Genomic DNA, 11,582 nt, shown 5'->3' on the forward strand with positions numbered 1-11,582 from the left:
AAGGGCCGCACCGGCGTTGTCTCACAGCCGTCCGCCCGACGTCGTGTCGCCGGAAAGCCGTTGCGCCAGATAGACCGGCACGGTCGAGGCCAGGATCAGCACCGCCGCCACGACGTTGACGATCGGGGCCTGGTTCGGCCGGAACAGGTTGTTCAGGATCCAGATCGGCAGGGTCTCCAGCCCGGTCCCGAGGGTGAACGTCGTGACGATGATTTCGTCGAACGACAGGGCGAAGGCGAGCAGGCCGCCGGCCAGCAGGGCCGACCGCAGCATCGGGAAGGTCACCAGCCGGAACGTCGTGAGCCCGTCGGCGCCGAGGTCCATCGACGCCTCTTCGAGGTTGCCGCCCATCCGCCGCAGGCGGGCGACGACGTTGTTGAACACCACCACGATGCAGAACGTCGCGTGCGCGACGATCGCGGTGAACAGGCCGAGGTCGATGCCGAGGATCGTGCGGAAGGCGTTGTTCAGCGCGATACCGGTGACGATACCGGGCAGCGCGATCGGCAGGATGATCAGCAGCGACACCTGGTTGCGGCCGAAGAAACGGTACTTCTGCAGTGCGAAGGCCGCCATCGTGCCGAGTATCAGGGCGATCGCGGTCGCCGCGAGTCCTGCTTGGACACTCGTGCCGAGCGCGTTGAGCGCGCCTTCGTTCTCCGCGGCCCGGCTCCACCATTCGAGGGTGAAGCTCGACGGCGGCCAGCCGAAGGTGGTGTCCGCGTTGAAAGAGTTGAGCAGGACCACCAGCAGCGGGAAGTAGATGACGCCGAGGCCGAGCACGAGCGCGGCCAGCAGCAGGTATTTGGTCGTCCGGGAAAGCCGCATCGCGCGCTCCTACAGGTTGTCCAGCGCGCCCGTGCGGCGCACGGCGGCGAGGTAGGCGAGCATGATCACCACGGGCACGGTCGCGACGGTCGCCGCGAACGGCAGGTTGTTGGCCGCGCCGATGTTGTCGTAGACGACGTTGCCCAGCATCTGCGACGTGCCGCCGACGATCTTCACCGCGATGTAGTCGCCCAGCGACAACGAGAACGTGAAGATCGAGCCGGCGACGACGGCCGGGAAGGTCACCGGCAGCACCACCGAGCGGAAGGTCCGGAACGGCCGGGCGCCGAGGTCGCCCGAGGCGTCCACCAAGGAGTTCGGCAGCCGCTCCAGGCCCGCGTAGATCGGCAGGATCATGTACGGCAGCCAGAGATACGACAGTGTGATCACGGTCGCGAGCACGCCGTAGCCGGGGGTGTCGAGGCCGAACGGGTTGAGCAGCCAGTGCAGAACCCCGTTGCCCGACAACATGGTCCGCCACGCGTAGGCCTTCACCAGGTAGCTCGCCCACAGCGGCGTCATGACGGCGATCACCAGCAGCCGCCGTGCCCTGGGTGAGGCGAATTTGGCCATGTAGAACGCCATCGGGAAGGCGATGATCGCGGTGACCACCGTGACCAGCGCGGCGATCCCGACCGTCCGGAGGGTGATCGTGCGGTACACCGCGTCGCTGAACAGGGTGACGAAGTTGTTCAGCGACCACTCGGTCACGACCTGGCCGGTGAAGACGTCGGTGCTCCAGAACGCGGTCACGAACAACGCGGCCAGCGCGCCGAGGTAGGCGAGGCCGAGCCACAGCATCGGCGCGGAGAGCAGGATTCCCAGGCGCAGCTTGGGTTTGCGGTACAGGTAGGCGGAGGCTTTCCGCCTCGGTGAATCGAGGGTGGTCGTCATCGTCTCCACCAGGTGTGGGATGGGACCGGGAGCGGCCGGCGGGGGGCCCACCGGCCGCTCCCGGAGTTCGGGAGGTCAGCCCTTGATCTCGGTCCAGGCGCGGGTCCACTCGCCGTAGTCCTTGCACTTGACGTCGGTGCGGCCGTCGAGGCACTGCGTGATCGGCGTCGTCCAGTACTGGATCTTCGAGGCGTACGCGGCGTCACCGGCGTGGTAGGTCTCGCAGTGCTTCTTGTCCTTGGTTTCGGCGCACGCCTTCGGGTTCGAGGGCGATTCACCGAAGTACTCGGCGACCTGGGCGTTCGCCTTCGGGCTGACGATGTGGTTCAGCCACTTGTAGGAGCACGTCTTGTGCGGCGACTTCGCGCCCACCATCCAGGTGTCCGACCAGCCGGTCGCGCCTTCGGACGGCAGCACGGACTCGACCGGCGCGCCCTCGCTCTTGGTCAGGTTCACCGTCACCTGCCAGGCGGTGCCGACGACGGCGTCGCCGCTCTTGAGCGCCTGGCTTTCCTTCAGGTAGTCCGACCAGTACTCCCCCACCATCGGGCGCTGCTGCTTGAGCAGATCGACGGCGGCCTGGAACTGCTTGTCGTCCAAGGCGTACGGGTTCTTGATCCCGAGTTCGGGCTTGTGCGTCTGCAGGTACAGCGCGGCGTCGGCGATGTAGATCGGCGAGTCGTAGGCCGAGATCTTGCCCTTGTACGGGCTGTTCGCGTCGAACATGACCGACCACGACGTCGGTGCCGGGGTCACCTTGTCCGTGCGCCAGGTGAGCAGGTTCGCGCCCCAGCCGTGCGGCACGCCGTAGGACACGTTGTCGACGCTGTTCCAGGGGCGGTTCTTGAGGAAGTCGAAGACGTCGGCGTAGTTCGGGACGAGCGCGGTGTTCACCGGTTCGACGTCGCCGGACGCGATGAGCCGTAGCGAAGCGTCACCGGAGGCGGAGATGACGTCGTACTGTCCGGTCTTCATCAGGCTCACGGCCTCGTCAGAGGTGCCGAACGCCTTGACGTTGACCTTGCAGCCGGTCTCCTTCTCGAAGCCGGTGACCCAGTCGACGGCCGGGTCGTTGGAGCCGTTCTCCGCGTAGCCGGGCCAGGCCAGCACGTTGACCTGGCCTTCCGGCTGGCCGAGCTGCGCGAGCGCGTCGAGCTTCGGCGGGGTGAACCCCTGTCCGCCGGGCGCGGCGGCGGTCGAACTGGATCCGGACGTTCCGCAGGCGGCCACGAGCAGGCCGGCGCCGAGCAGGCCGGCGAGCGCGAGTTTCCTGTTCTTCATTGAACAACCTTTCGGTACAGGGGGAGAACTAACCGGCTTCGGGGACGCGGAAGCTGTGTTCGTGCCGCCAGCTCAGGCGGACACGGCCGCCTTCGAAGTCCGCGGGTTCGGCGGTGTTCTGCCGGACCACGGAGAGCTGGCCACCGGCGTCGAGCGTGACCTCGTAGCGCACGGTCGCACCGGCGTAGACGGTGTTGGTGACGGTGCCGGTGGCGCTGGTCTCGCCGACCTCGGCGGATTTCGAGAGATCGGCGTCGATGCGGATCTTCTCGGGGCGGATGCTGAACACACCGGGTTTGCCGATGATGTTCTCGGCGCCGCCGCCGCTGAGCAGGTTCGAGGTGCCGACGAAGCCGGCGACGAACGCCGTCGCGGGCCGCTCGTAGACCTCGACCGGTGAACCGACCTGTTCGATGCGGCCGGCGTTGAACACCGCGATGCGGTCGCTCATCGTCAACGCCTCGTCCTGGTCGTGGGTGACGAAGATGAAGGTGATGCCGACCTCGCGCTGGATCTGCTTCAGCTCGGTCTGCATGGTGTGGCGCAGTTTCAGGTCGAGCGCGCCGAGCGGTTCGTCGAGCAGGAGCACCTTGGGCCGGTTGACCAGTGCCCTGGCGAGAGCGACCCGTTGCCGCTGGCCGCCGGAGAGCTGGTCGGGTTTGCGCTCCCCGAACTCACCGAGCCGGACGGTGTCGAGGGCTTCCTTCGCGCGCTGACGGCGCTCCGCGCGAGGGACGCGTTTCACCCGAAGGCCGTACTCGACGTTCTGCTGCACCGTCATATGCGGGAAGAGCGCGTAGTCCTGGAAGACGGTGTTGACGTCGCGGTCGAACGGCGCGAGGCGGCTGACATCGCGGCCGTGGAGTTCGATCGTGCCCGCCGTCGGCAGTTCGAAGCCGGCGATCATGCGGAGCACGGTCGTCTTGCCGGAACCGGACGGGCCGAGCATGGAGAAGAACTCGCCGGGCGGGATGTCGAGGTCGACGCCGTCGACCGCGTGGACCTGGCCGAACTCCTTGCGCAGCCCGCGCAGCCGGATGGCCGGAATCCCGCCTCCACCTGCGGAAGTGGTAGCAAAGGTCCCTTGCTCCCCCGCGGCGGCGGTGGGCGCTTGATGAGGCATGGCGTGCCTTTCGGTGGTCGTCACAGCGCGCTCATCACGTGCTTGACGCGGGTGTAGTCCTCGAGGCCGTAGAGCGAGAGGTCCTTGCCGTAGCCGGACTTCTTGAAGCCGCCGTGCGGCATTTCGGCGACCAGCGGGATATGCGTGTTGATCCACACGCAGCCGAAATCGAGCTTCCCGGCCAGCCGCATCGCCCGCTGGTGGTCGGTGGTCCACACCGACGACGCGAGCGCGTACTCGACGCCGTTGGCCGCGGCGAGCGCTTCGGCTTCGGTCTCGAAGCGCTGCACGGTGATGACCGGGCCGAAGATCTCCGTCTGGCTGATCTCGTCGTCCTGGCGGACGCCGGAGATCACCGTCGGTTCGTAGAAGTAACCCTCGTCCCCATGCCGCTTACCTCCACAGTGGACCATCGCGTGCGAGGGCAGCCGGTCGACGAAACCGGCGACCCGGTCGAGCTGGGCGGCGTTGTTGAGGGGCCCGTAGCTGACCGACGTGTCATCGGGTTTGCCGGTGGTGGTCGCCCGCGCCTGCCTGGTGAGAGCCGCGACGAAGGTGTCGTGGACCTCGTCGGCGACCAGGACACGCGTCGCCGCCGTACAGTCCTGGCCCGCGTTGAAGTAGCCGGCGGCGGCGATACCTTCTGCGGCCGCTTCGATGTCGGCGTCCGCGAAGACGACTACGGGCGCTTTACCGCCGAGTTCGAGGTGTACGCGCTTAACGTCCTTCGCGGCCGAAGCGGCGACTTCGATCCCGGCTCGTACGGAACCGGTGATGGACACCATCGCGGGGATCTCGTGCTCGACGAGCGCCCGCCCGGTTTCGCGGTCGCCGCAGATCACGTTGAGTACGCCGGGTGGCAGGAATTCGGCGCAGATCTCGGCGAAGAGAAGGGTCGACGCGGGCGTCGTGTCGGCCGGTTTGAGCACCACGGTGTTCCCCGCGGCGAGCGCGGGCGCGATCTTCCAGACCGCCATGAGGAGCGGATAGTTCCACGGCGTAACCTGCGCGCACACGCCGATCGGTTCTCGGCGGACGAAAGAGGTATGTCCTTCCATGTACTCGCCCGCCGACCGTCCTTCGAGGACACGCGCGGCCCCCGCGAAGAAACGCAACTGGTCGACGATCATCGGCAGTTCTTCGGCCGCGGTGAGCGCGACCGGCTTGCCGGTGTTCGCCGATTCGACGAGGACGAGGCCGTCCGCGCGAGCCTCGACGGCGTCCGCGATCTTCAGCAGCGCGAGCTGGCGCTGCGCGGGTGTGGTCTCGCGCCAGGTTTCGAAGGCGGCGGCCGCGACCTTGAGCGCGCGGTCGACGTCTTCGGGGCCGGCGACGGCGGCGGTGCAATACGGGCGGCCGGTGACGGGATCGACGACGTCGGCGACCTTGCCCGACGCGGATCCGGTGTACTCACCGCCGATGAAGTGCTTCAACTGCTGCACGAGACCTCCAGGGGCCTGGGGGCGTGAGGTGGTAGCAAAGGTCCCTTGCTCCCTTGTGGGGCGGCGCGGGAGCTAAAACATATAAGTCCATAGGTTAAATGACAAGACGATGGTGCAAGATTGGTTCCATCGGGTAGCGGTACGGGCGAAGGGCCACCATGCGTAAGGGGATGTCGCACAGCGCGCGATCAGCGATGTTCGCTCCGCTCGACCAGATCGGCCGGGCGGAAGCGGTCACCTCGCGGCTGGTCGACGCCATCACGCTCGGGCTGCTGGCCGATTCGGAACAGCTGCCGAGCGAAGCCGAGCTGGCCGCCCAGTTCGGCGTCTCCACCGTGACGGTTCGCGAAGCGCTCGTGGCCTTGCGACAGCAGGGCCTTGTCGAGACGCGACGCGGCCGAGGCGGCGGAAGCTTCGTGAAGACGCCTGCCAACCCTTCGGCCGCTTCGTGGCGAGAGCGCCTTCGCACGGTCTCGCTGTCCGAGCTTCGCGACGTCGGCGATCACTACCTCGCCATCGCGGGCGCGGCGGCCAAACTCGCCGCCGAGCGGAGTTCGCCCGAAGACATCGAGCGGCTCGAACTGGCGACCGAGGACATCCGCACCGCCACCGGCGCGGAAGCGTCGCGCGCCGAGCGCCAGTTCCATCTCGAAGTCGCCGCGGCCGCCCAATCGCCGCGGCTGACCAGGGAAGAAGTGCAGTTGCAGAGCGAACGTGGTGGTTTGCTGTGGCTTCCGCTCGAGCCGCACGGCACCCGCGAGAACGCCTACGCCGAACACCGCGCGATCGCCGCCGCCATCGCACAGGGCGACGGCGAGCTGGCCAGGAAGCTCACCGAGGAGCACATCCTCGAAGCGATAGACCGGCTGGCGGACGTGCATTTAGACCTTCTGGCCCCTTAAGCTGCGACATCCGCGCATCCGAGGTGAGCATCGTGAACGACACACCGTCCGCCGGTTCCGAGGTCGTCGAACAGGTATCCGCCCTGGTCGAGGACGTCTTCGGCCGGCTGAAGCCGGTACTGACCGGCGCCGAGGGGCTCCTGGCCGCATCCGCCGATGCCACCGCGGAAGACCTGACCCGTCTCCGGCCGCAGGTCTTCGAGGTCCTCGGCGGCCTGGTCGTGGGCGCCGGGTTCATCAGCGCGCCGAACGCGCTGGCCGATCAGGAATTCGGCTTCGAATGGTGGACCGAGACCGGTGACGCCGAGCCGGTGCAGCTGGTCATCAGCCTCGATCCGGACAGCGAGAACTTCCTGGACTACACCCGGCAATCGTGGTTCACCGTCCCGCGTGACACGGGCCGCCGCCACATCAACGGCCCGTACGTCGACTACCTCTGCACCGACGAATACACGCTGACCTTCACCGTCCCCGTCCAGCGCGACGGGGCCTTCGCGGGCGTCGTCGGCGCGGACATCTACGTGCGCGAGGTCGAGCGCCTGCTGCAGCCGAAGCTGCGCGCCCTCGGCGGCCGCGCGGCGCTGGTCAACGCGCAGGGCAGGGTGATCGTGTCGAACAACGCGCGGCAGGCGACGGGCTCGCTGGTCCGCGAGGTCGACGTCCCGGCGTGGTGGTCCGCCGGCGCGGAGCCGGTCACGACGGAGACCGGAGCACAGCTGCGGCGCTGCGGGGACTCGCCGATCGCCTTGGTCAGGTCCGAGCGCTGACCTGCAGCGCCAGCCAGAATTCGGCGCGTACGCCAGGGGAATCGAGGTCGCGGCCGGTGAGTTCGGCGACCTTGCGCATGCGGTTGCGCAAGGTGTGCCGGTGGACGCCGAGCCGCGCGGACGCCAGATCCCAGTGACCGTGGTGTTCAAGCCAGCAGGTCAGTGAGGCGACCAGCTCCCCCCTGCCGGTTTCGTCATGATGCCGCAGCGGCGCCAGCAAGCTGTCCGAAAACGCTTGCGCCGCTTGGGAATCGACGATCTCCAGGAAGCCACGCCCGGCGTGTTCGGCGAACCGGACCAGCGGGGTCCGCTCGGCCTTCGCCGCTTCCGCCGCCTGTTTCGCCTGCCGTAGCCCGACCGGGAAGTCCACAGTGGATACAGGTTCGGACAGCCCTGCGTGCATTCCGCCGATCCGGGAAGCGTGCCGGGCGACCGCCTCAACGTCGCCGACAGCGAGCACGAACGCCCCGGACTCGCCGAAGAACACCTTGTCTCCGGAAGTCTCGGCGTCGAGCGCGTCGGCGAGCGCCCGTCGCGCACTCGCCGGACCGGTGACGGCCAGCACGGACCATGGCGCTTCCGGGACACCGCCCCAGAGCGACTTCATCGTCCGCGTGGCGAGTTCGCCGTGCCCCGCGGCGAGCAGGTCGCACAGCCCGGACCTCAGCCGCCGCAGGGCTCCACTGTGCTCACGGTTCTGTTCCAGGGCAAGGGAAAGCAACGACACCGCGGTATTGACGATATGCTGCCCGGCGGCGTCGAGCGGCTCACGGGTGCCGACGGCGAGCACACCCCGCGCGCGCGTGTCGAGCGTCTGCAGGACCACCTCGTACTCCCCCGCCACCGTCACCAGCGTGCCCGCGCGCAGCCGCGCGAAGTCGTCCTGGAGTTCGTCGGCGAAGGGCCGCGCGGAAGGCGAAGCCTCGGTGACCGCACCGGACGAATCGAGCAGGAGTACCCAGCCGTCGACCAGCTTCGCCAGCTTCCGCACCACACCGCCGGGACCGCCTTTGCCGACGGCGGTCCTCGTCAGCTCCTGCTGTCCCTTGCCGGTGCGTACGAGCGAGGCGTATTCGTCGGCGGCGACCGCGCGGGATACCGCGCGAGTGATCGCGATGAACGGCGTCTTCCTCGGCACCTCCAGAACCGGGAGCCCGACCTCTTCGGCGGTGTCCACAAGGGACCGAGGGATGCTCTCGTGACTGAGGCCGACCCCGAAACCGAGCCCCGCCACGCCCGCGTCGACTAGCCGCCGGACGTACCCGGGTGACGTGGTCTCGTCGAGGGCGAGACCGGTGGTCAGCAGCAGTTCGCCTCCTTCGAGGAAGGCCTGCGGATCGGTCAGTTCGGTGGGATGGACCCAGCCGATCGGCCGGTCGAGCGCCGCCTCGGCCGCGCGCACCCGCAGGCTGAGCGGGCGTTCGGCCACGAGGGCGGCGAGGGTCAGTGCCATGTTGTCCAACTCTACGCCTCGATATCGACAAGATGTCGAGCTGACGGCGCCGGGCGCGGCTCCCATCCTGGAGGGCGACCACCGTCCCTCGCGTCCGCAGGAGTTTGGCCGTGACCGCCACCACCGCAACGCAGCGCAGGCTGCGCACCGAGATCCCCGGCCCCGCTTCGCGCGCCCTGCAGGAACGACGCGCGGCCGTCGTCGCCGCCGGTGTGAGCTCGGTGCTGCCCGTCTACGTCACCTCGGCCGAAGGCGGCCTGCTCACCGACGCCGACGGCAACGTCCTGATCGACTTCGGCTCCGGTATCGCGGTGACCAACGTCGGCCACGCCGCCCCCGCCGTCGTGGACCGCGTCCGCGAGCAGGCGGGCCGGTTCACGCACACGTGTTTCATGGTCACGCCGTACGAGGGCTACGTCGAGGTGTGCGAAGCGCTCGACAAGCTGACGCCGGGTACGCACGAGAAGCGTTCGGTGCTGTTCAACTCCGGCGCCGAAGCCGTCGAGAACGCGGTGAAGATCGCCCGCGCCGCGACCGGCCGTCAGGCGGTCGTCGTGTTCGACCACGCCTACCACGGCCGCACCAACCTGACGATGGCGCTGACCGCGAAGTCCATCCCCTACAAGCACGGCTTCGGCCCGTTCGCGCCCGAGGTCTACCGGGTGCCGGGGTCGTACCCGTACCGCGACGGCCTGTCCGGTCCCGAGGCCGCGCGGATCGCCATCGACCGGATCGAGAAGCAGATCGGCGGCGACCAGGTCGCGGCGGTCGTGCTGGAGCCGGTGCAGGGTGAAGGCGGTTTCATCGAGCCCGCCCCCGGTTTCCTTCCCGCGCTTTCCCGCTGGTGCACCGAAAACGGTGTCGTGTTCGTCGCCGACGAGGTGCAGACCGGGTTCTGCCGCACCGGCGAGTGGTTCGCGTCCACGCACGAAGAGGTCGTGCCGGACCTGATCGCCACCGCCAAGGGCATCGCGGGCGGGTTGCCGCTCGCCGCGGTCACCGGCCGCGCGGAACTGCTCGACGCCGTCCCGCCGGGTGGCCTCGGCGGCACCTACGGCGGTAACCCGATCGCGTGCGCCGCGGCGCTCGGCTCGATCGAGATCATGCGGCAGGAGAACCTCGCGGCTTCGGCGAAGCGCATCGAGAACACGGTGCTGCCGCGGCTGCGCGCGCTGGCCGAGGAGACCGGTGTGATCGGCGACGTCCGCGGCCGCGGCGCGATGCTGGCCGCCGAATTCGTGAAGCCGGGCACCACCGAACCCGACGCCGACCTGACCAAACGCGTCGCGCAGGCCTGTCACCAGGCGGGCGTCGTCGTCCTCACCTGCGGCACCTACGGCAACGTCGTCCGTCTGCTGCCGCCGTTGTCCCTGTCCACCGAACTGCTCGAAGAGGGCCTGTCGGTCCTCGATCACGCTGTCCGTACGGAGGCCTCCAAGTGACCACATTCCCTTACTGGGTAGCCGGAAAGCCGGTCACCAGCGACGAGACCGTCGTCGTCCGTCACTCCTTCGACGGCAGCGAGGCGGGTTCGCACCACGTTCCGTCCACTTCGGACATCGAAGCCGCGGTCCAGGCCGCGCACGACGTCCAGGACGAGTTCGCGACGCTGCCCGCGCACGTCCGGGCGGGCGCGTTGGACCACGTGTCCCGAGTTTTGGGTGAGCGGTCCGAAGAGATCGCGCAGCTGATCACCGCCGAGTCCGGCAAGCCGTTGAAGTGGGCGCGCGGCGAGATCGGGCGCGCGGCGTCGACGTTCCGCTGGGCCGCCGAGGAGGCCCGCCGGTTCTCCGGTGACCTGCAGCGGCTCGACACCGACCCCGGCGGCACCGGACGGCTCGCGCTGGTGCGCCGCGTGCCGAAGGGACCGGTGCTCGGCATCACGCCGTTCAACTTCCCGCTGAACCTGGTGGCGCACAAGGTCGCGCCGGCGATCGCGGTCGGCGCGCCGATCGTGCTCAAGCCCGCGCCCGCGACGCCGCTGACCGCGTTGCTGCTCGGCGAGATCCTCGCCGAGACCCAGCTGCCCGCCGGCAGCTGGTCGATCCTCCCGGTGAGCAACGAGGAATCGGCCAAGCTGGTGGCCGACCCGCGCCTGCCGGTCGTGTCGTTCACCGGTTCCGTGCCGGTGGGCTGGGGGATCCGGGACAGCGTGCCGCGCAAGCACGTCGCGCTCGAACTCGGGGGCAACGCCGCGGTACTCGTCTGTCCTGATTGGACGGACCTGGACTTCGCGGCGCAGCGGATCGCGACGTTCGCGATGTACCAGGCCGGTCAGTCGTGCATCTCGGTGCAGCGCGTGTACGCGCACGCCGACGTCTACGAAGAGCTTCAGGCCAAGGTGCTGGAGCAGGTACGCGCGCTCGGGACCGGCAACCCGCGCACCGACGGCGTGGACGTCGGGCCGCTGATCAACACCGCGGCCGCATCCCGGGTGGAATCGTGGATCACGGCGGCGGTCGAGGCGGGCGGCGAACTGCTGACCGGCGGCAAGCGTGACGGCGCCACCGTCGAGCCGACGGTGCTCGCGAACGTGCCGGAGGACGCGTCGGTGATGGCCGACGAGGTCTTCGGGCCGGTCGTGTCGATCACCCGCGTGGACTCGGTGGAAGACGGCGTGCGCCGGATCAACGACTCGCGTTTCGGTCTGCAGGCGGGCGTGTTCACGCGTGACCTGCCGACGGCGTTCGACGTGTCCGCGAAGCTGCGGGTCGGTGGCGTGCTCGTCGGCGACGTGCCGAGTTTCCGCGCCGACCAGATGCCCTACGGCGGGGTGAAGGACTCCGGTGTCGGCCGCGAGGGCCCGGCGTCGGCGATGGCGGACTTCACCGAAGAGCGCGTCACCGTCCTGACCGGCCTGACCCTCTGACGCCCCGCATTTCGTCCTCTGGA

The 11,582-nt window shown here is 68.8% G+C and carries 10 protein-coding genes; 4 read left to right on the plus strand and 6 right to left on the minus strand.

Going from position 1 to position 11,582, the window contains the following annotated elements:
- Window positions 1–21 precede the first annotated feature (21 nt).
- The 5 genes from AJAP_RS33125 to AJAP_RS33145 form a co-directional block, all read right to left on the minus strand.
- Entirely contained in the window at window positions 22–828 is an 807-nt protein-coding gene (locus AJAP_RS33125; protein ID WP_038518826.1) for an ABC transporter permease, read from the minus strand.
- Window positions 829–837: 9 nt separating this feature from the next.
- The gene (locus AJAP_RS33130) at window positions 838–1,722 is read right to left on the minus strand and encodes an ABC transporter permease (protein WP_038518829.1); all 885 of its coding nucleotides are present in this window, start codon (window positions 1,720–1,722) and stop codon (window positions 838–840) included.
- A gap of 75 nt (window positions 1,723–1,797) precedes the next feature.
- Complete coding sequence (locus AJAP_RS33135; protein ID WP_038518830.1) at window positions 1,798–3,003, minus strand: ABC transporter substrate-binding protein; 1,206 nt, start codon at window positions 3,001–3,003, stop codon at window positions 1,798–1,800.
- Between the two features lie 28 nt (window positions 3,004–3,031).
- Complete coding sequence (locus AJAP_RS33140) at window positions 3,032–4,126, minus strand: ABC transporter ATP-binding protein (protein ID WP_038524360.1); 1,095 nt, start codon at window positions 4,124–4,126, stop codon at window positions 3,032–3,034.
- A gap of 20 nt (window positions 4,127–4,146) precedes the next feature.
- Window positions 4,147–5,568, minus strand: coding sequence for a gamma-aminobutyraldehyde dehydrogenase (locus AJAP_RS33145; RefSeq protein WP_038518833.1), 1,422 nt, complete (start codon window positions 5,566–5,568; stop codon window positions 4,147–4,149).
- A 158-nt stretch (window positions 5,569–5,726) separates the two neighbouring features.
- On the opposite strand from AJAP_RS33145, the gene AJAP_RS33150 reads away from it, so the two are divergent.
- Both AJAP_RS33150 and AJAP_RS33155 read left to right on the plus strand, forming a co-directional pair.
- Window positions 5,727–6,470, plus strand: a complete 744-nt coding sequence (locus AJAP_RS33150; RefSeq protein ID WP_038518834.1) for a FadR/GntR family transcriptional regulator — start codon at window positions 5,727–5,729, stop codon at window positions 6,468–6,470.
- 32 nt (window positions 6,471–6,502) lie between these two features.
- On the plus strand, window positions 6,503–7,237 hold the full coding sequence (locus tag AJAP_RS33155) for a cache domain-containing protein (RefSeq protein ID WP_038524363.1): 735 nt from the start codon (window positions 6,503–6,505) through the stop codon (window positions 7,235–7,237).
- On the opposite strand, the gene AJAP_RS33160 is transcribed toward AJAP_RS33155, so the two are convergent.
- On the minus strand, window positions 7,221–8,690 hold the full coding sequence (locus tag AJAP_RS33160; protein ID WP_038518837.1) for a PucR family transcriptional regulator: 1,470 nt from the start codon (window positions 8,688–8,690) through the stop codon (window positions 7,221–7,223). The two genes, AJAP_RS33155 and AJAP_RS33160, sit on opposite strands and share 17 nt — an antisense overlap.
- Window positions 8,691–8,800: 110 nt before the next feature.
- Between AJAP_RS33160 and gabT the strand changes: the two genes are divergently transcribed.
- Entirely contained in the window at window positions 8,801–10,132 is a 1,332-nt protein-coding gene (gabT, locus tag AJAP_RS33165) for a 4-aminobutyrate--2-oxoglutarate transaminase (protein WP_051972671.1), read from the plus strand.
- Window positions 10,129–11,559: an aldehyde dehydrogenase family protein gene (locus tag AJAP_RS33170; protein ID WP_038518842.1), complete on the plus strand. Its 1,431-nt coding sequence runs from the start codon at window positions 10,129–10,131 to the stop codon at window positions 11,557–11,559. The genes gabT and AJAP_RS33170 overlap by 4 nt, the downstream gene beginning before the upstream one ends.
- The last annotated feature ends 23 nt before the right edge of the window (window positions 11,560–11,582 follow it).

Source organism: Amycolatopsis japonica (assembly GCF_000732925.1).
GTDB lineage: Bacteria > Actinomycetota > Actinomycetes > Mycobacteriales > Pseudonocardiaceae > Amycolatopsis > Amycolatopsis japonica.

Excerpts from the sequence above, each read along its gene's own strand:
- AJAP_RS33125 (WP_038518826.1), bottom strand. The coding sequence starts at position 828 with ATGCGGCTTTCCCGGACGACCAAATACCTGCTGCTGGCCGCGCTCGTG.
- AJAP_RS33130 (WP_038518829.1), bottom strand. The coding sequence starts at position 1,722 with ATGACGACCACCCTCGATTCACCGAGGCGGAAAGCCTCCGCCTACCTG.
- AJAP_RS33135 (WP_038518830.1), bottom strand. The coding sequence starts at position 3,003 with ATGAAGAACAGGAAACTCGCGCTCGCCGGCCTGCTCGGCGCCGGCCTG.
- AJAP_RS33140 (WP_038524360.1), bottom strand. The coding sequence starts at position 4,126 with ATGCCTCATCAAGCGCCCACCGCCGCCGCGGGGGAGCAAGGGACCTTT.
- AJAP_RS33150 (WP_038518834.1), top strand. The coding sequence starts at position 5,727 with ATGCGTAAGGGGATGTCGCACAGCGCGCGATCAGCGATGTTCGCTCCG.
- AJAP_RS33160 (WP_038518837.1), bottom strand. The coding sequence starts at position 8,690 with ATGGCACTGACCCTCGCCGCCCTCGTGGCCGAACGCCCGCTCAGCCTG.